The sequence below is a fragment of the Streptomyces liliifuscus genome (genome assembly GCF_016598615.1).
In the GTDB taxonomy this organism is placed as follows: Bacteria; Actinomycetota; Actinomycetes; order Streptomycetales; family Streptomycetaceae; genus Streptomyces; species Streptomyces liliifuscus.
The window spans coordinates 6,328,602-6,347,072 of sequence record NZ_CP066831.1 but is presented as its reverse complement, the minus strand read 5'-3'; the positions used below and the strand labels follow the sequence as shown (position 1 = coordinate 6,347,072).

Below are 18,471 nucleotides of genomic sequence, written 5' to 3'. Positions count from 1 at the left end.
CACCTATATCCAGTCCTCCGGCTCCGGCTCGGCTTCCATCTCGGGCCAGTACAACCCGGGGTCGCCGTCGCTCCGAGGCGCCGGAACCGCCCTCTCACCGCTCCCCGAATCCCCCGCTCGCCCAGCGCCAGAGCCCAAGCCGGAGCCCGATCCGGAACCGGAGCCCGATCCGGAGTCGGAGCCCGATCCGGAAGGCCGCTCCAAGGAAGCAAGCACCCCGATCACACCCTCCCCGTAAGTCACCAGCTTCTTCTCGCCGATCCCGCTGATCCCGCCCAGCTCCGCGACGGAGCCGGGCCACACCGTGGCGATCTCCCGCAGCGTGGCGTCGTGGAAGATGACGTACGCCGGGACGCCCTGCTCCTTGGCCTGACCGGCACGCCAGGCGCGCAGGGCCTCGAAGGCGGGGAGCAGATCGGGCGAGAGCTCGGCCGCCGCGGCCGCCGCCTTGGCCTTGCGCTCGCTGCGACCGGAGCCGGACGAGGAGGACGAGGAACGGGAGGCCACCGGCTTCGGCGGCTCCTTGCGCAGCGGCACCTCCCGCTCGCGCCGCAGCACGGTCCCGCTCGCGTCGGTCAGCACCAGCGTGCCGTACTCCCCCTCGACCGCGAGGAGCCCCTGGGCCAGCAACTGCCGGACGACACCCCGCCATTCGCCCTCGGCCAGTTCCTCGCCGATGCCGAACACGGACAGCTGGTCGTGGTCGAACTGGATGACCTTGGCGCTCCTGCGCCCGAGCAGGATGTCGACGATCTGGAGCGCCCCGAACTTCTGTCCCCGCTCACGCTGCAGCCGCACCACGGTGGACAGCACCTTCTGGGCCGCGACCGTGCCGTCCCAGGTCTCGGGCGGGACGAGACACGTGTCGCAGTTCCCACAGGCCGGTGCCTCCGGGTCCTGGCCGAAGTAGGCGAGCAGCTGGCCGCGCCGGCACTGGGCCGTCTCGCACAGCGCGAGCATCGCGTCGAGATGCGAGGCCGCCCGGCGCCGGAACGCCTCGTCGCCCTCGCTCGACTGGATCATCTTGCGCTGTTGTATGACGTCGTTCAGGCCGTAGGCCATCCACGCCGTGGACGGCAGTCCGTCGCGGCCCGCGCGGCCCGTCTCCTGGTAGTAGCCCTCGACCGACTTCGGCAGGTCGAGGTGGGCGACGAACCGGACGTCCGGCTTGTCGATGCCCATGCCGAAGGCGATGGTCGCGCACACCACCAGCCCGTCCTCGCGCAGGAACCGCGACTGGTGGGCGGCGCGCGTGCCGGAGTCCAGACCCGCGTGGTACGGCACCGCCTCGATGCCGTTGCGGGCGAGGAACTCGGCCGTCTTCTCCACCGAGTTGCGCGACAGGCAGTAGACGATGCCCGCGTCGCCCGCGTGCTCCTCCTTGAGGAAGGACAGGAGCTGCTTCTTCGGGTCGGCCTTCGGCACGATCCGGTACTGGATGTTGGGCCGGTCGAAGCTCGCCACGAAGTGCCGGGCGTCCGGCATGCCCAGGCGCTGGGTGATCTCCTTGTGCGTGGCGTCCGTGGCCGTCGCGGTCAGCGCGATCCGCGGTACGTCGGGCCAGCGCTCGCCCAGCAGCGAGAGCGAGAGGTAGTCGGGGCGGAAGTCGTGGCCCCACTGGGACACGCAGTGCGCCTCGTCGATCGCGAAGACGGAGATCTTTCCGCGCTTGAGGAGGTCGAGCGTGGACTCCAGGCGCAGCCGCTCGGGCGCGAGGTAGATCAGGTCGAGCTCGCCCGCGAGGAACTCGGCCTCGACGGTGCGTCGCTCGTCGAAGTCCTGCGTGGAGTTCATGAACCCGGCGCGCACGCCGAGCGCCCGCAGCGCGTCCACCTGGTCCTGCATCAGCGCGATGAGGGGTGAGACCACCACGCCCGTGCCCGGTCTGACCAGGGCCGGAATCTGGTAGCAGAGCGACTTTCCGCCGCCCGTGGGCATGAGGACGACCGCGTCCCCGCCGCTCACCACATGCTCGATGACGGCTTCCTGCTCGCCTCGGAAGGTCTCGTAACCGAAGACCCGGTGGAGCGTGCCGAGCGCTTCGCTCTCCGCCACCTCTGTCATCACACCCGTCCCGCCCATAGTCCCGTCCCCCGTACGTCGTGCCTCGACCGCTGCCTCCACGATAGGGGTCCGCACCGACAGCCTCAGAGTTATCCACAGGCTGCGACGGAGTATCTGCGCAACGCGCCCGCCGAGGCGCCCAAAAACACCTCCACCACGCCCCCGAAAACACTTCGGGCCCCGGCTCCCAAAGGAACCGGGGCCCGAAGAGCACGAGGTCAGCGGACGAAGACGCCCGCCTGACCGGCCAGGTCGAGGAAGTACTGCGGCGCCACACCCAGTACCAGCGTGACCGCCACGCCCACCCCGATCGCCGTCATCGTGAGCGGCGACGGCACGGCGACCGTCGGTCCCTCCGGACGCGGCTCGCTGAAGAACATCAGCACGATCACGCGGATGTAGAAGAACGCCGCGATGGCCGACGAGATCACACCGACCACGACCAGCGCGCCCGCGCCGCCCTCCGCCGCCGCCTTGAACACGGCGAACTTCCCGGCGAAGCCGGAGGTCAGCGGGATGCCCGCGAAGGCCAGCAGGAAGACCGCGAACACGGCGGCCACCAGCGGTGACCTGCGTCCGAGGCCGGCCCACTTGGACAGGTGCGTGGCCTCGCCGCCCGCGTCCCGTACCAGGGTGACCACCGCGAACGCGCCGATCGTCACGAACGAGTACGCGCCCAGGTAGAAGAGCACCGACGAGACACCGTCCGGCGTGGTCGCGATGACACCCGCGAGGATGAATCCCGCGTGCGCGATCGACGAGTACGCGAGGAGCCGCTTGATGTCGGTCTGGGTGATCGCGACGATCGCGCCGCCCAGCATGGTGACGACCGCGACGCCCATCATCACCGGCCGCCAGTCCCAGCGCAGGCCCGGCAGCACGACGTACAGCAGCCGCAGCAGCGCGCCGAAGGCGGCCACCTTGGTCGCGGCGGCCATGAAGCCGGTGACCGGGGTCGGCGCGCCCTGGTAGACGTCCGGGGTCCACATGTGGAACGGCACGGCGCCGACCTTGAAGAGCAGGCCCATCACGACCATCGCGGCGCCGATGAGCAGCAGCGCGTCGTTGCCCATGGTGTCGGCGAGTGCCGGGTTCACCGTCCCGATGGTGCCGTCGACGACCCGCGCGATCGTCGCGTACGACACCGAACCGGCGTAGCCGTAGAGCAGGGCGATGCCGAAGAGGGTGAACGCGGAGGCGAAGGCGCCGAGCAGGAAGTACTTGACCGCGGCCTCCTGCGACATGATCCGCTTGCGGCGGGCCACGGCGCACAGGAGGTAGAGCGGCAGCGAGAAGACCTCCAGGGCGATGAACAGCGTCAGCAGGTCGTTCGCCGACGGGAAGACGAGCATGCCGCCGATCGCGAAGAGCAGCAGCGGGAACACCTCGGTGGTGGCGAACCCGGCCTTGACCGCGGCCTTCTCGCTGTCGCTGCCCGGCACGGACGCGGCCTGCGCGGCGAAGGAGTCGACGCGGTTTCCGTGCGCAACCGGGTCCAGCCGACGCTCGGCGAACGTGAACACGCCGAGCACACCGGCCAGCAGGATCGTGCCCTGCAGGAACAGTGAGGGCCCGTCGACCGCGATGGCGCCCATCGCGGCGATACCGGCCTTGGTGGTGCCGTATCCGCTCGCCGCGAGCCCGACGACCGCGGCGAACGCGGCGGCGAGGGCGACGACGGACACGAACAACTGGACGTAGTAGCGGGACTTCCGGGGCACGAAGGCCTCGACCAGGATCCCGATGATCGCCGCACCGATGACGATCAGGGTGGGCGACAATTGCCCGTATTCGATCTTCGGCGCGTCGATCTTGTCGATCGGGTCGGCCGCCATTGTCCACAGGCTGTGGACGGCTGTAGCGCTCACGGGGCCGCCTCCACCTCGGGCTTGGGGTCTGTCTTCTGTACGTCGGACATGGTCTGTTTGACCGCCGGGTTGACGATGTCGGTGAGGGGCTTCGGGTAGACGCCGAGGAAGATCAACAGAGCGATCAGCGGGGCGACCACCGCGAGCTCCCGCACCCGGAGGTCGGGCATCGCGGAAACCTCGGGCTTCACCGGGCCGGTCATCGTCCGCTGGTAGAGCACGAGCGTGTAGAGCGCGGCGAGGACGATGCCGAAGGTGGCGATGATCCCGATCACCGGGTAGCGCGTGAACGTGCCGACCAGGACCAGGAACTCACTCACGAACGGCGCGAGCCCCGGCAGGGACAGCGTCGCGAGGCTGCCGATCAGGAAGGTGCCGGCGAGCACCGGCGCGACCTTCTGCACCCCTCCGTAGTCGGCGATCAGACGCGAGCCGCGCCGCGAGATCAGGAAGCCGGCCACCAGCATCAGCGCGGCGGTCGAGATTCCGTGGTTGACCATGTAGAGCGTCGCGCCCGACTGGCCCTGGCTCGTCATGGCGAAGATGCCCATGATGATGAACCCGAAGTGGGAGATCGACGCGTACGCCACCAGCCGCTTGATGTCGCGCTGGCCGACCGCGAGCAGCGCCCCGTAGATGATGCTGATCAGGGCGAGTACGAGGATGACCGGCGTCGCCCACTTCGAGGCCTCCGGGAAGAGCTGGAGGCAGAAGCGCAGCATCGCGAAGGTGCCGACCTTGTCGACCACCGCCGTGATCAGGACGGCGACCGGGGCGGTGGCCTCCCCCATCGCGTTGGGCAGCCAGGTGTGCAGCGGCCACAGGGGCGCCTTCACCGCGAAGGCGAAGAAGAAGCCCAGGAAGAGCCATCGCTCGGTGTTGGTCGCCATGTCCAGCGTGCCGTTGGCCCGGGCCTCGGCGATCTCCTGGAGCGAGAAGTTTCCCGCCACCACGTAGAGACCGATCACGGCGGCCAGCATGATCAGGCCGCCGACCAGGTTGTAGAGGAGGAACTTCACCGCGGCGTACGAGCGCTGGGCCGCCGCGTGCTCGTCCGAGCCCGCGTGGGCACGGTCTCCGAAGCCGCCGATGAGGAAGTACATCGGGATGAGCATGGCTTCGAAGAAGATGTAGAAGAGGAAGACGTCGGTGGCCTCGAAGGAGATGATCACCATCGCCTCGACGCCGAGGATCAGGGCGAAGAAGCCCTGGGTCGGACGCCAGCGGCTGCTGCTGGTCTCCAGCGGGTCGGCGTCGTGCCAGCCCGCGAGGATCACGAACGGGATCAACAGGGCGGTCAGCGCGATGAGCGCCACCGCGATGCCGTCCACGCCCAGTTCGTACCGCACTCCGAAGTCCGCGATCCAGGCGTGCGATTCGGTGAGCTGGTAACGGTCGCCGTCCGGGTCGAAGCGGATCAGGACGACCAGGGCGAGTACCAGGGTGGCGAGCGAGACGAGCAGCGCCAGCCACTTGGCGGCGGTGCGGCGCGCGGCCGGCACGGCTGCCGTGGCGATGGCCCCGACTGCCGGGAGCACCGCCGTCGCTGTCAGCAGAGGAAAGGACATCGGTATCAGACCGCCCTCATCAGCAGGGTCGCGGCGATGAGGATCGCAGCACCGCCGAACATGGAGACCGCGTACGACCGTGCATAGCCGTTCTGCAGCTTGCGGAGCCGTCCGGAGAGGCCGCCCATCGAGGCCGCCGTGCCGTTGACGACCCCGTCGACCAGGGTGTGGTCGACGTACACCAGGGAGCGCGTGAGGTGCTCTCCGCCGCGTACGAGGACGACGTGGTTGAAGTCGTCCTGGAGGAGGTCGCGCCGGGCGGCCCGGGTGAGCAGGGAGCCGCGCGGGGCGACCACCGGGACGGGACGGCGCCCGTACTGGACGTAGGCGAGACCCGCGCCGATGACGAGCACGACCATGGTGGAGAGCGTGACCGTCGTCGCGCTGATCGGCGGGTGGCCGTGCGCGTGCTCGGTGACGGGCTCCAGCCAGTGCATGAAGCGGTCGCCGATGCCGAAGAACGCGCCCGCGAAGACCGATCCGAAAGCCAGCACGATCATCGGGATCGTCATGGATCTGGGGGACTCGTGCGGGTGCGGCTCGTGGCCGTTCTCGTCCGGCTGCCAGCGCTTCTCTCCGAAGAAGGTCATCAGCATCACGCGCGTCATGTAGTACGCGGTGATGGCCGCGCCGAGCAGGGCCACGCTGCCGAGGATCCAGCCCTCGGTACCGCCCTTGGCGAAGGCCGCCTCGATGATCTTGTCCTTGGAGAAGAAGCCGGACAGGCCCGGGAAGCCGATGATGGCCAGATAGCCGAGGCCGAACGTCACGAAGGTGACCGGCATGTACTTCCTGAGGCCGCCGTACTTCCTCATGTCGACCTCGTCGTTCATGCCGTGCATGACCGAACCGGCGCCGAGGAAGAGCCCGGCCTTGAAGAAGCCGTGCGTCACCAGGTGCATGATCGCGAAGACGTAGCCGATGGGGCCGAGGCCCGCCGCGAGGATCATGTAGCCGATCTGCGACATGGTCGAACCGGCGAGCGCCTTCTTGATGTCGTCCTTGGCGCAACCGACGATCGCACCGAAGAGGAGCGTGACCGCTCCGACCACGGTGGTCACGAGCTGGGCGTCCGGCGCGGCGTTGAAGATGTCGGCGGAGCGGACGATCAGGTACACGCCCGCGGTCACCATGGTCGCGGCGTGGATGAGGGCCGAGACCGGGGTCGGGCCCTCCATCGCGTCCCCGAGCCAGGACTGCAGCGGTACCTGGGCGGACTTGCCGCAGGCGGCGAGCAGCAGCATCAGAGCGATGGCTGTCAGCTTGCCCTCGCCGGTCTCACCCGTGGCCTCCAGGACCGGCCCGAAGGCGAAGGTCCCGAAGGTGGTGAACATCAGCATGATCGCGATCGACAGGCCCATATCGCCGACGCGGTTGACCAGGAAGGCCTTCTTCGCGGCGGTGGCGGCGCTGGGCTTGTGCTGCCAGAAACCGATCAGGAGGTACGAGGCGAGGCCGACGCCCTCCCAGCCGACGTACAGCAGCAGGTAGTTGTCCGCGAGGACGAGCAGCAGCATCGCCGCGAGGAACAGGTTCAGATAGCCGAAGAAGCGGCGGCGCCGCTCGTCGTGCTTCATGTACCCGATGGAGTACACGTGGATCAGCGAGCCGACGCCCGTGATCAGCAGCACGAACGTCATCGACAGCTGGTCGAGCTGGAAGGCCACGTCCGCCTGGAAGCCCTCGACGGGGATCCAGCTGAACAGGTGCTGGCCGATGGCCCGGTGTTCCGCGTCCTTGCCCAGCATGTCGGCGAAGAGGATCGCGCCGATCACGAAGGAGACGGACGAGAGGGCCGTACCGATCCAGTGGCCGACGGCGTCCAGCCGCCGGCCGCCGCACAGCAGTACGGCCGCTCCGAGCAGAGGCGCCGCCACAAGCAGCGCAATCAGGTTCTCCACGATTCAGCGACCCCTTACAGCTTCATCAGGCTGGCGTCGTCGACCGAGGCCGAGTGGCGGGAACGGAACAGCGACACGATGATCGCGAGCCCGACCACGACCTCCGCGGCGGCGACGACCATCGTGAAGAAGGCGATGATCTGGCCGTCGAGATTGCCGTGCATCCGGGAGAAGGCGACGAACGCGAGGTTGCAGGCGTTGAGCATCAGCTCGATGCACATGAACACCACGATCGCGTTGCGCCTGATCAGGACGCCGGTGGCGCCGATCGTGAACAACAGGGCGGCGAGGTAGAGGTAGTTGACGGGGTTCACTTCGCGGCCTCCTCTTCCCGCTCTTCGCGGCCGAGCCGCTCCTCGGAGCGCTGCTCCAGCGCCTTGAGGTCCTTGATCGCCTCGTCCGACACATCGCGGATCTGGCCGCGGTCACGCAGTGTCTTGATGACGGTGAGCTCGGACGGGGTGCCGTCCGGCAGGAGGCCGGCGATGTCCACCGCGTTGTGCCGGGCGTAGACGCCGGGGGCCGGCAGCGGCGGGAGCTGCTTGTTCGCCCGCACGCGCTCCCCGGCCAGCTCGCGCTGGGTCTTGGCACGCTCGGTGCGCTCGCGGTGGGTGAGCACCATGGCGCCGACGGCGGCCGTGATGAGCAGGGCGCCGGTGATCTCGAAGGCGAACACGTACTTCGTGAAGATGAGGGCCGCCAGACCCTCCACGTTGCCACCGGAGTTGGCCTGGGTCAGACCGTTGAACTCCGACAGCGAGGCGTTCCCGATGCCCGCGCAGAGCAGGATGCCGAAGCCGAGGCCGCACAGGAGGGCCAGCCAGCGCTGCCCCTTGATGGTCTCCTTCAGGGAGTCGGCCGCGGTGACACCGACGAGCATGACCACGAAGAGGAACAGCATCATGATCGCGCCGGTGTAGACGACGACCTGGACGATGCCCAGGAAGTACGCGCCGTTGGCGAGGTAGAACACCGCCAGGACGATCATGGTCCCGGCGAGGCAGAGCGCGCTGTGCACGGCCTTCTTCATGAAGACGGTGCACAGGGCGCCGATCACGGCGACGGTGCCGAGGATCCAGAACTGGAAGGCCTCGCCCGTGGACGTCGAGTAGGCCGCGAGGGAGTTGGCGTGGGCGGCGAGTTGCGCGCTCATGCGTCCGCCCCCTCTTCCTCGGGCTTCTCTCCCTTGGAGACCGCCACCTGGGGAACCGTGCCGGGCGCGGCCTCCGTGACCAGGCCCCGGTAGTAGTCGCCCTCGTCCATGCCCGGGAAGATCGAGTGCGGTGACTCGACCATGCCCTCCTCGAGACCGGCGAGCAGCTGCTCCTTGGTGTAGATGAGGTTGGCGCGGCTGGAGTCGGCCAGCTCGAACTCGTTGGTCATCGTCAGCGCGCGCGTGGGGCACGCCTCGATGCACAGGCCGCACAGGATGCAGCGGGCGTAGTTGATCTGGTAGACGCGGCCGTACCGCTCGCCCGGGGAGTAGCGCTCCTCCTCGGTGTTGTCCGCGCCCTCCACATAGATGGCGTCCGCGGGACACGCCCAGGCGCACAGCTCGCAGCCGACGCACTTCTCCAGACCGTCCGGATGGCGGTTGAGCTGGTGCCGGCCGTGGAACCGCGGGGCGGTGGTCTTCTGCTGCTCCGGATACTGCTCGGTCAGCCGCTTCTTGAACATGGCCTTGAAGGTCACGCCGAAGCCTGCGACGGGGTTCTGGAAACCGGGTTTGGTCTCCTTCTGCTCATCAGCCATCGGACGCCTCCTTTCCGTCACGAGGTCCATCGATTCCGTCACTGTCAGTATTCACGCCACCACTGACAATCAACTCCCGCTCCCGGCGCGGGCGTCGCCGGGGCACCGGCGGCAGCTCCTGTCCGGGCAGCGGCGGTACGGGGAATCCGCCCGCCATCGGGTCGAAGGCGACGGGTTCGTCCGGCGTCTCCTGGGCGTCCTTCCGGTCGCGGTACATGTCGGCGATGAAGGAGAGCAACAGCAGGACAAGGACCGCGCCCGCCACGTACAGGGCGATGTCGGCGAAGTCGTAGTTCTCGTTGCGCAGGGTCCGTACGGTCGCGACGCACATCAGCCAGACCACGGAGACCGGGATGAGGACCTTCCAGCCGAGCTTCATCAGCTGGTCGTAGCGGACGCGGGGCAGCGTGCCGCGCAGCCAGATGAAGAAGAACAACAGCAGTTGCACCTTGATGACGAACCAGAGCATCGGCCACCAGCCGTGGTTCGCGCCCTCCCAGAAGGTGCTGACCGGCCAGGGGGCCCGCCAGCCGCCCAGGAAGAGCGTCACGGAGACCGCCGAGACGGTCACCATGTTCACGTACTCGGCGAGCATGAACAGCGCGAACTTGATGGACGAGTACTCGGTGTTGAAGCCGCCGACCAGGTCGCCCTCGGACTCCGGCATGTCGAAGGGGGCGCGGTTGGTCTCGCCGACCATCGTCACGATGTAGATCAGGAACGACACCGGCAGCAGGATGATGTACCAGCGGTCCTGCTGCTGGGCGACGATCTCCGAGGTCGACATCGAGCCGGAGTACAGGAACACCGACGCGAACGCGGCGCCCATGGCGATCTCGTACGAGATCATCTGCGCGCAGGAGCGCAGACCGCCGAGGAGCGGATACGTCGACCCGGAGGACCAGCCCGCGAGCACGATGCCGTAGATGCCGACCGAGGCGACCGCGAGGATGTAGAGCATCGCGATCGGCAGGTCGGTGAGCTGCATCGTGGTGCGGTGGCCGAGGATCGAGATCTCGTTGCCGGCCGGTCCGAAGGGGATCACCGCGATCGCCATGAAGGCCGGGATCGCGGCCACGATCGGCGCGAGGATGTAGACGACCTTGTCGGCGCGCTTGACGATCAGGTCTTCCTTGAGCATCAGTTTGATGCCGTCGGCGAGCGACTGGAGCATGCCCCAGGGGCCGTGCCGGTTGGGGCCGATGCGCAGCTGCATCCAGGCGACGACCTTGCGCTCCCACACGATGGAGAACAGCACGGTGATCATCAGGAAGGCGAAGCAGAAGACCGCCTTGATGACGACGAGCCACCAGGGGTCGCGGCCGAACATGGAGAGGTCCTCCGCGGCCAGGTACACGGGCGCGGCGAGGTTTCCGGTCATGCCTCCACCTCCTTGGGGGTCTCGGCGGCGAGCGTCGCCGGGCCGATGCGGACGAGTGCGCCGGGCAGCGCGCCCGTGTCCGAGGCGACGCCTCCCCCGGCGGAGTTCAGCGGGAGCCAGACCACACGGTCGGGCATCTCGGTGATCTGCAGCGGGAGTTCGACCACTCCGGAGGGGCCGGTCACGGCGAGCAGGTCGCCGTTCTTGACACCCGCCTCGGCGGCCGTGGCGGCCGACACGCGCGCGTGTGCGGCATGCCGTGTCCCGGCGAGCGCCGTGTCGCCCTCCTGCAGACGGCCCTGGTCGAGCAGCAGCCGGTGTCCGGCGAGCACGGCCTCCCCGGCGGCGGGCCTCGGCAGAACGGCCGCGGTCTCCAGGGGTTCGGTGGCGCGCGCCCCGTCCCAGGTGCCGAGCCTGTCCAGCTCCACGCGCGCGGTGCGCAGGTCGGGCAGTCCCAGGTGTACGTCCATGGCGTCGGCCAGCATCTGCAGCACGCGCCCGTCGGTGGGCGACACCCGGCGGGTCAGCTGCTCGGGCTTGAGCGCGGACTCGAAGAGGCGTGCGCGGCCCTCCCAGTTGAGGAAGGTGCCCGCCTTCTCGGCGACCGCGGCCACGGGGAAGACGACGTCCGCCTGCTCGGTGACCTCACTGGGGCGCAGTTCCAGCGACACCAGGAAGCCCACCGCGGAAAGTGCTTCACGCGCGCGTGCCGGATCGGGAAGGTCGGCGACCTCCACACCCGCGACGACGAGCGCGGAGAGCTCACCGGTGGCGGCGGCCTCGACGATCTGTCCGGTGTCACGGCCGTGGCGGTGCGGCAGTGCCGCGATGCCCCAGGCGAGGGTGACCTCGTCCCGCGCGCGCGGGTCGGTGGCCGGGCGTCCGCCGGGCAGCAGCGAGGGCAGTGCCCCCGCCTCGATCGCGCCGCGCTCCCCGGCCCGGCGCGGGATCCACACCAGCTGGGCGCCGGTCGCGGTGGAGGCCCGTACGGCGGCGGTGAGCCCGCCCGCCACGGCGGCCAGCCGCTCGCCGACGACGATCACGGCGCCCTCGGTGCGCAGTGCCTCGGCGGCCTTCGCTCCGTCGACCTCCAGGCCGGACCCGGAGGCGAGCGCGTCCAGCCACTCGGTCTCGGTGCCGGGGGCGGCCGGCAGCAGTGTGCCGCCCGCCTTCTCCAGGCCGCGGGTCGCGTGTGTGGCCAGCGAGAAGGTCTTCTGCCCGTGTCCCCGCCAGGCCTTGCGCAGCCTCAGGAAGACACCGGGCGCCTCCTCCTCGGACTCGAATCCGGCGAGCAGGACGGCGGGTGCCTTCTCCAGTGCGGTGTACGTGACGCCCGTACCGTCGAGGTCACGTCCGCGTCCGGCGACCCGGGAGGCCAGGAAGTCGGCCTCCTCGCCGCTGTGCACGCGCGCGCGGAAGTCGATGTCGTTGGTGTCGAGGGCCACGCGCGCGAACTTGCTGTAGGCGTAGGCGTCCTCGACGGTCAGCCGGCCGCCGGTGAGAACGGCGGCCCGGGAGCGGGCGGCAAGGAGCCCCTGGGCGGCGGCCTCCAGGGCCTCCGGCCAGGAAGCGGGCTCCAGCTCACCGGACTCGCCGCGCACCAGGGGGGTCTGGAGCCGGTCCCGCTGCTGGGCGTACCGGAAGCCGAACCGCCCCTTGTCGCAGAGCCACTCCTCGTTGACCTGGGGGTCCGGGGAGGCGAGGCGCCGCATGACCTTGCCGCGCCGGTGGTCGGTGCGGGTCGCGCAGCCGCCGGAGCAGTGCTCGCACACCGAGTGCGACGAGACGAGGTCGAACGGCCGGGAGCGGAAGCGATACGCCGCCGAGGTCAGCGCGCCGACCGGGCAGATCTGGATGGTGTTCCCGGAGAAGTACGACTCGAAGGGGTCGCCCTCGCCGGTGCCGACCTGCTGGAGCGCGCCCCGCTCGATCAGCTCGATCATCGGGTCGCCCGCGATCTGGTTGGAGAACCGGGTGCAGCGGGCGCACAGCACGCAGCGTTCGCGGTCGAGCAGCACCTGGGTGGAGATCGGGACGGGCTTCTCGTACGTGCGCTTCTTGCCCTCGAAGCGGGACTCGGAGTGGCCGTGCGACATGGCCTGGTTCTGCAGGGGGCACTCGCCGCCCTTGTCGCAGACCGGGCAGTCCAGCGGGTGGTTGATGAGCAGGAGCTCCATCACACCCTTCTGGGCCTTCTCGGCGACAGGAGAGGTGAGATGGGTCTTGACGACCATCCCGTCGGTGCAGGTGATCGTGCAGGACGCCATGGGCTTGCGCTGGCCCTCGACCTCGACGATGCACTGACGGCAGGCACCGGCCGGGTCGAGGAGCGGATGGTCGCAGAAGCGGGGGATCTCGATGCCGAGCTGTTCGGCCGCGCGGATGACCAGGGTGCCCTTGGGCACGCTGATCTCGACGCCGTCGATGGTCAGCGCGACGAGATCCTCCGGCGGAACCGCAGCCTCCCCGCCTCCGGAGGGAGCGCTCGTGGTTACCGTCATGCGTTCACCTCCGTGTGCTTTTCCTTGTCGGCCCAGGCCGTCGACTTGGCGGGGTCGAAGGGGCAGCCCCGGCCGTTGATGTGCTCCTCGTACTCCGCGCGGAAGTACTTGAGCGAGGAGAAGATCGGCGAGGCGGCGCCGTCGCCGAGGGCGCAGAAGGACTTGCCGTTGATGTTGTCGGCGATGTCGTTCAGCTTGTCGAGGTCGGACATGACGCCCTTGCCGGCCTCGATGTCGCGCAGCAACTGCACGAGCCAGTACGTCCCTTCGCGGCAGGGGGTGCACTTGCCGCAGGACTCGTGGGCGTAGAACTCGGTCCACCGGGTGACGGCCCGGACGACACAGGTCGTCTCGTCGAAGCACTGGAGTGCTTTTGTGCCGAGCATGGAACCCGCGGCGCCCACTCCTTCGTAGTCGAGAGGGACGTCGAGGTGCTCGTCGGTGAACATCGGGGTCGAGGAGCCGCCCGGCGTCCAGAACTTGAGGCGGTGTCCCTGCCGGATGCCGCCGCTCATGTCGAGGAGCTGACGGAGTGTGATGCCGAGCGGGGCCTCGTACTGGCCGGGATTGGTGACATGGCCGCTCAGGGAGTAGAGCGTGAAGCCCGGGGACTTCTCGCTTCCCATCGACCGGAACCATTCCTTGCCCTTGTGGAGAATCGCGGGAACCGACGCGATGGACTCGACGTTGTTCACAACAGTCGGACAGGCATAGAGGCCCGCGACGGCGGGGAAAGGGGGACGAAGTCGCGGCTGTCCACGGCGGCCTTCGAGCGAGTCGAGCAGCGCGGTCTCCTCACCGCAGATGTACGCGCCCGCGCCCGCGTGCACGGTGAGCTGGAGATCGAGCCCACTGCCCAGCACGTTCTCGCCCAGGTAACCCGCCGCATAGGCCTCGCGTACGGCCTCGTGCAACCGCCTGAGCACGGGGACGACTTCACCACGCAGATAAATGAAGGCATGCGACGACCGGATCGCATAACAGGCGATGACAATGCCCTCAATGAGGCTGTGCGGGTTCGCGAAGAGAAGCGGGATGTCCTTGCAGGTGCCCGGTTCCGATTCGTCGGCGTTGACAACTAGATAGTGAGGCTTTCCATCACCCTGGGGAATGAACTGCCACTTCATTCCGGTGGGGAATCCCGCGCCGCCACGGCCGCGCAGACCGGAGTCCTTCACATACGCGATGAGGTCGTCCGGTGACATCGCGAGCGCCTTGCGCAGGCCCTCGTACCCGTCGTGCCTCCGGTACACGTCCAGCGACCAGGACTTGTCCTCGTCCCAGAAGGCGGACAGCACCGGTGAGAGCAGCTTCTCGGGGCTGGTCTCTCCGCCGGTCTCCGGCTGAGAGGTGCCCCCGTATTGAGTGGACAAGGTCATCACTCCCCCTCCTCGGCAGTGGGCCCGGCCGGGTGGGACGGGTCGGAGGCCGACGTGTCCTGCGGTGCGTCGTGCGAACTGAGGTGCTCGGCCGGCGACGTGCCGTGCGGCGCCTCGTCCTGGGGAGCGCCGGACCCTCGCGGGTGCACCACGCGCGCGGGGCCCGTCTCCCCCTTGGCCAGCCGGAGACCGATCAGCGAGGCGGGGCCCGCGCCGCCGCTCGCCTCGACCGCGCCCTCGCGCTCGTCGGGGAAGCCCGCCAGGATGCGGGCGGTGTCCTTGAACGTGCACAGGGGGGCACCGCGCGTCGGCTCGACCTGTGTTCCCGCGCGCAGGTCGTCGACGAGACGCTTCGCGCTCGCCACGGTCTGGTTGTCGAAGAACTCCCAGTTGACCATCACGACCGGCGCGAAGTCGCAGGCCGCGTTGCACTCGATGTGCTCCAGGGTGACCTTGCCGTCGTCGGTGGTCTCGCCGTTGCCGACGCCGAGGTGGTCCTGGAGGGACTCGAAGATCGCGTCGCCGCCCATGACCGCGCACAGGGTGTTGGTGCAGACGCCCACCTGGTAGTCACCGCTCGGCTTGCGCCGGTACATGGAGTAGAAGGTCGCGACGGCGGTGACCTCGGCCGTGGTCAGGTCGAGCATCTCCGCGCAGAACCGCTGCCCGGTGCGCGTGACATGGCCCTCCTCCGACTGCACGAGATGCAGCAACGGCAGGAGGGCGGACCGGGAGTCCGGGTAGCGGGCGATGATCTCGCGCGCGTCCGCCTCCAGCCTGGCTCGAACGTCGTCCGGGTAGTCGGGCGCGGGCAGTTGGGGCATGCCCAGGCTGACGCCCTCGGGGGTCGTGGTCACCGGTCGACGCCTCCCATCACGGGGTCGATGGACGCGACGGCGACGATGACGTCGGCGACCTGGCCGCCCTCGCACATCGCCGCCATGGCCTGCAGATTGGTGAAGGACGGGTCCCGGTAGTGGACCCGGTAGGGGCGGGTGCCTCCGTCGGACACGGCGTGCACCCCGAGTTCGCCCTTGGGCGACTCGACGGCCGCGTACGCCTGGCCCGGCGGCACGCGGAACCCCTCGGTCACCAGCTTGAAGTGGTGGATCAGGGCCTCCATGGAGGTGCCCATGATCTTCTTGATGTGGTCGAGCGAGTTGCCGAGTCCGTCGGGGCCGAGCGCGAGCTGTGCGGGCCAGGCGATCTTCTTGTCGGTGACCATGACCGGACCGGGCTGCAGCCGGTCCAGGCACTGCTCGACGATCCGCAGCGACTGGCGCATCTCCTCCAGACGGATCAGGAAGCGCCCGTACGCGTCGCAGGTGTCGGTGGTCGGGACGTCGAAGTCGTACGTCTCGTAGCCGCAGTACGGCTGCGCCTTGCGCAGGTCGTGCGGCAGGCCGGCCGAGCGGAGGATCGGGCCCGTGGCGCCGAGTGCCATGCAGCCGGCCAGGTCGAGATGGCCGATGTCCTGCATACGGGCCTTGAAGATGGGGTTCCCGGTGGCGAGCTTGTCGTACTCGGGAAGGTTCTTCTGCATCTTCTTCACGAACTCGCGGATCTGGTCCACCGCGCCGGGCGGCAGGTCCTGGGCGAGGCCGCCGGGCCGGATGTACGCGTGGTTCATGCGCAGGCCGGTGATCAGCTCGTAGATGTCGAGAATGAGTTCACGATCACGGAAGCCGTAGATCATGATCGTGGTGGCGCCGAGTTCCATGCCGCCGGTGGCGATGCACACCAGGTGCGAGGAGAGCCGGTTCAGCTCCATCAGGAGCACCCGGATGATCGTCGCGCGGTCCGGGATCTGGTCCTCGATGCCGAGGAGCTTCTCGACGGCCAGGCAGTACGCGGTCTCGTTGAAGAACGACGTCAGGTAGTCCATGCGCGTCACGAAGGTCGTGCCCTGTGTCCACGTACGGAATTCGAGGTTCTTCTCGATGCCGGTGTGCAGATAGCCGATGCCGCAGCGGGCCTCGGTGACCGTCTCGCCCTCGATCTCCAGGATGAGCCGGAGCACGCCGTGCGTGGACGGGTGCTGGGGGCCCATGTTGACGACGATGCGCTCGTCGTCGGCCTTGGCCGCGGTCTGGACGACCTCGTCCCAGTCGCCGCCGGTGACCGTGTAGACGGTGCCTTCGGTCGTCTCGCGTGCAGATGCGTGCGACGTGCTCATGAGTACGACCTCCGCTGGTCCGGAGCCGGGATCTGGGCGCCCTTGTACTCGACGGGGATGCCGCCGAGGGGATAGTCCTTGCGCTGCGGAAAGCCCTGCCAGTCGTCCGGCATCATGATCCGCGTGAGTGCCGGGTGGCCCTCGAAGACGATGCCGAAGAAGTCGTACGTCTCGCGCTCGTGCCAGTCGTTGGTCGGATAGACCGAGACCAGGGACGGGATGCGCGGCTCGCTGTCCGGGGCGCTGACCTCCAGGCGGATCAGCCGGTTGTGGGTGATCGAGCGCAGGTGGTAGACGGCGTGCAGCTCGCGGCCCTTGTCCTGCGGGTAGTGGACTCCGCTCACGCCGGTGCAGAGTTCGAAGCGCAGGGCCGGGTCGTCGCGCAGGGTCTGGGCGACCTGGAGCAGGTGCTCGCGGTCGATGTGGAAGGTCATCTCGTCGCGGTCGACGATCGTCTTCTCGATCGCGTTCTCGGGAACGAGACCCTGTTCCTCCAGGGCTCCTTCGAGCTCGTCGGCGACCTCGTCGAACCAGCCGCCGTAGGGGCGGGAGGCCGGTCCGGGCAGCCGGATCGAGCGGACCAGGCCGCCGTAGCCGGAGGTGTCCCCGCCGTTGTCGGCGCCGAACATGCCGCGCTGGACACGGATCTCCTCGCCGCCCTCGCCGCGCTGGCCCGGGAGGTTGGAGGCGCCGAGGTCCTTCTCGGGGTTCACCCCGTTGCCGTTCGCGTCGCTCACCGCAGCAGGCCCTTCATCTCGATGGTGGGGAGCGCCTTGAGCGCCGCTTCCTCCGCCTCGCGGGCCGCCTCCTCGGCGTTCACGCCGAGCTTCGAGGACTGGATCTTCTGGTGGAGCTTGAGAATCGCGTCCATCAGCATCTCGGGCCGTGGCGGACAGCCGGGCAGATAGATGTCGACAGGGACGATGTGGTCGACGCCCTGCACGATCGCGTAGTTGTTGAACATGCCGCCCGACGAGGCGCAAACCCCCATGGAGATCACCCACTTGGGGTTCGGCATCTGGTCGTAGACCTGCCTCAGGACCGGCGCCATCTTCTGGCTGACGCGTCCGGCGACGATCATCAGGTCGGCCTGGCGCGGCGAGCCGCGGAAGACCTCCATGCCGAAGCGCGCCAGGTCGTAGCGGCCCGCGCCCGTCGTCATCATCTCGATGGCGCAGCAGGCGAGGCCGAAGGTGGCGGGGAAGACGGACGACTTGCGCACCCATCCCGCGGCCTGCTCGACGGTGGTCAGCAGGAAGCCGCTCGGCAGCTTTTCTTCGAGTCCCATGCTCAGTGGCTCCTCTGTCCCCTATACGGGGCTCAGTCCCTTGCGGGGTTCAGTCCCATGCGGGTTTCAGTCCCATTCCAGGCCGCCTCGCCGCCACACGTACGCGTACGCGACGAAGACGGTGAGCACGAAGAGCAACATCTCCACGAGCCCGAAAACCCCGAGTGCGTCGAACGTGACGGCCCAGGGATAGAGGAAGACGATCTCGATATCGAAAATGATGAAGAGCATCGCCGTCAGGTAGTACTTGATGGGGAACCGCCCGCCGCCGGCCGGCGTGGGGGTCGGCTCGATACCGCACTCGTAGGCTTCGAGCTTGGCCCGGTTGTAGCGCTTTGGACCGATAAGCGTGGCCATGACCACGGAGAAGATCGCAAAGCCTGCTCCGAGGGCTCCCAGTACGAGGATGGGCGCATACGCGTTCACCGCTCCTCGCTCCTCTCAGTCGGCATTGACTGCTGGCGGTTGCATCAGACGTTGTTCCCTGCCCCGCGTGCCCCATGAACCTCATGAGGCCCACGAGCTCCGTGCGGCTCCACGAAGATCGTGTACATGTGAAGCAGGTCACAAGCCCAACTGCCCCGCATCTTATG

15 protein-coding genes are annotated in these 18,471 nt (G+C 68.5%); all 15 read right to left on the bottom strand.

Annotation, left to right across the window (positions count from 1 at the left end; genetic code table 11):
- Nucleotides 1-3: 3 nt before the first annotated feature.
- The gene (recQ, locus tag JEQ17_RS27290) at nucleotides 4-2,082 is read right to left on the bottom strand and encodes a DNA helicase RecQ (protein WP_200401747.1); all 2,079 of its coding nucleotides are present in this window, start codon (nucleotides 2,080-2,082) and stop codon (nucleotides 4-6) included.
- A gap of 200 nt (nucleotides 2,083-2,282) precedes the next feature.
- Nucleotides 2,283-3,932, bottom strand: a complete 1,650-nt coding sequence (gene nuoN, locus JEQ17_RS27285; RefSeq protein ID WP_200397664.1) for an NADH-quinone oxidoreductase subunit NuoN — start codon at nucleotides 3,930-3,932, stop codon at nucleotides 2,283-2,285.
- Nucleotides 3,929-5,500 carry an NADH-quinone oxidoreductase subunit M gene (locus tag JEQ17_RS27280; RefSeq protein ID WP_200397663.1) on the bottom strand — a complete coding sequence of 524 codons (1,572 nt, stop codon included), beginning with the start codon at nucleotides 5,498-5,500 and terminating at the stop codon, nucleotides 3,929-3,931. Before JEQ17_RS27280 ends, nuoN begins: the two co-directional genes overlap by 4 nt.
- A 5-nt stretch (nucleotides 5,501-5,505) precedes the next feature.
- Nucleotides 5,506-7,401: an NADH-quinone oxidoreductase subunit L gene (gene nuoL, locus JEQ17_RS27275; RefSeq protein WP_200397662.1), complete on the bottom strand. Its 1,896-nt coding sequence runs from the start codon at nucleotides 7,399-7,401 to the stop codon at nucleotides 5,506-5,508.
- Between the two features lie 14 nt (nucleotides 7,402-7,415).
- Complete coding sequence (nuoK, locus tag JEQ17_RS27270; RefSeq protein ID WP_003974374.1) at nucleotides 7,416-7,715, bottom strand: NADH-quinone oxidoreductase subunit NuoK; 300 nt, start codon at nucleotides 7,713-7,715, stop codon at nucleotides 7,416-7,418.
- On the bottom strand, nucleotides 7,712-8,554 hold the full coding sequence (locus JEQ17_RS27265) for an NADH-quinone oxidoreductase subunit J (RefSeq protein ID WP_200397661.1): 843 nt from the start codon (nucleotides 8,552-8,554) through the stop codon (nucleotides 7,712-7,714). The genes nuoK and JEQ17_RS27265 overlap by 4 nt, the downstream gene beginning before the upstream one ends.
- Nucleotides 8,551-9,153: an NADH-quinone oxidoreductase subunit NuoI gene (gene nuoI, locus JEQ17_RS27260; RefSeq protein WP_200397660.1), complete on the bottom strand. Its 603-nt coding sequence runs from the start codon at nucleotides 9,151-9,153 to the stop codon at nucleotides 8,551-8,553. The genes JEQ17_RS27265 and nuoI overlap by 4 nt, the downstream gene beginning before the upstream one ends.
- Nucleotides 9,146-10,534 carry an NADH-quinone oxidoreductase subunit NuoH gene (gene nuoH, locus JEQ17_RS27255; protein ID WP_200397659.1) on the bottom strand — a complete coding sequence of 463 codons (1,389 nt, stop codon included), beginning with the start codon at nucleotides 10,532-10,534 and terminating at the stop codon, nucleotides 9,146-9,148. The genes nuoI and nuoH overlap by 8 nt, the downstream gene beginning before the upstream one ends.
- Nucleotides 10,531-13,035 (bottom strand): NADH-quinone oxidoreductase subunit G, encoded by a 2,505-nt coding sequence (locus JEQ17_RS27250; RefSeq protein ID WP_200397658.1) that lies wholly within the window; start codon nucleotides 13,033-13,035, stop codon nucleotides 10,531-10,533. Before JEQ17_RS27250 ends, nuoH begins: the two co-directional genes overlap by 4 nt.
- Nucleotides 13,032-14,414 (bottom strand): NADH-quinone oxidoreductase subunit NuoF, encoded by a 1,383-nt coding sequence (gene nuoF / locus JEQ17_RS27245; protein WP_200397657.1) that lies wholly within the window; start codon nucleotides 14,412-14,414, stop codon nucleotides 13,032-13,034. The genes JEQ17_RS27250 and nuoF overlap by 4 nt, the downstream gene beginning before the upstream one ends.
- Nucleotides 14,414-15,238 carry an NADH-quinone oxidoreductase subunit NuoE gene (gene nuoE, locus JEQ17_RS27240; RefSeq protein WP_200401746.1) on the bottom strand — a complete coding sequence of 275 codons (825 nt, stop codon included), beginning with the start codon at nucleotides 15,236-15,238 and terminating at the stop codon, nucleotides 14,414-14,416. The genes nuoF and nuoE overlap by 1 nt, the downstream gene beginning before the upstream one ends.
- Nucleotides 15,239-15,267: 29 nt before the next feature.
- The gene (locus tag JEQ17_RS27235) at nucleotides 15,268-16,590 is read right to left on the bottom strand and encodes an NADH-quinone oxidoreductase subunit D (RefSeq protein ID WP_200397656.1); all 1,323 of its coding nucleotides are present in this window, start codon (nucleotides 16,588-16,590) and stop codon (nucleotides 15,268-15,270) included.
- Nucleotides 16,587-17,327 (bottom strand): NADH-quinone oxidoreductase subunit C, encoded by a 741-nt coding sequence (locus tag JEQ17_RS27230; RefSeq protein ID WP_200397655.1) that lies wholly within the window; start codon nucleotides 17,325-17,327, stop codon nucleotides 16,587-16,589. Before JEQ17_RS27230 ends, JEQ17_RS27235 begins: the two co-directional genes overlap by 4 nt.
- Nucleotides 17,324-17,878, bottom strand: coding sequence for a NuoB/complex I 20 kDa subunit family protein (locus JEQ17_RS27225; protein WP_018528252.1), 555 nt, complete (start codon nucleotides 17,876-17,878; stop codon nucleotides 17,324-17,326). Before JEQ17_RS27225 ends, JEQ17_RS27230 begins: the two co-directional genes overlap by 4 nt.
- Before the next feature lie 66 nt (nucleotides 17,879-17,944).
- Nucleotides 17,945-18,304 (bottom strand): NADH-quinone oxidoreductase subunit A, encoded by a 360-nt coding sequence (locus JEQ17_RS27220; protein ID WP_033319564.1) that lies wholly within the window; start codon nucleotides 18,302-18,304, stop codon nucleotides 17,945-17,947.
- Between the last annotated feature and the right edge of the window lie 167 nt (nucleotides 18,305-18,471).

Bases quoted from the DNA above. Each gene is read 5' to 3' on its own strand.
- recQ (WP_200401747.1), bottom strand. From the start codon at position 2,082: ATGGGCGGGACGGGTGTGATGACAGAGGTGGCGGAGAGCGAAGCGCTC.
- JEQ17_RS27280 (WP_200397663.1), bottom strand. From the start codon at position 5,500: ATGTCCTTTCCTCTGCTGACAGCGACGGCGGTGCTCCCGGCAGTCGGG.
- JEQ17_RS27265 (WP_200397661.1), bottom strand. From the start codon at position 8,554: ATGAGCGCGCAACTCGCCGCCCACGCCAACTCCCTCGCGGCCTACTCG.
- nuoI (WP_200397660.1), bottom strand. From the start codon at position 9,153: ATGGCTGATGAGCAGAAGGAGACCAAACCCGGTTTCCAGAACCCCGTC.
- nuoH (WP_200397659.1), bottom strand. From the start codon at position 10,534: ATGACCGGAAACCTCGCCGCGCCCGTGTACCTGGCCGCGGAGGACCTC.
- JEQ17_RS27250 (WP_200397658.1), bottom strand. From the start codon at position 13,035: ATGACGGTAACCACGAGCGCTCCCTCCGGAGGCGGGGAGGCTGCGGTT.
- nuoF (WP_200397657.1), bottom strand. From the start codon at position 14,414: ATGACCTTGTCCACTCAATACGGGGGCACCTCTCAGCCGGAGACCGGC.
- nuoE (WP_200401746.1), bottom strand. From the start codon at position 15,238: ATGCCCCAACTGCCCGCGCCCGACTACCCGGACGACGTTCGAGCCAGG.
- JEQ17_RS27235 (WP_200397656.1), bottom strand. From the start codon at position 16,590: ATGAGCACGTCGCACGCATCTGCACGCGAGACGACCGAAGGCACCGTC.
- JEQ17_RS27225 (WP_018528252.1), bottom strand. From the start codon at position 17,878: ATGGGACTCGAAGAAAAGCTGCCGAGCGGCTTCCTGCTGACCACCGTC.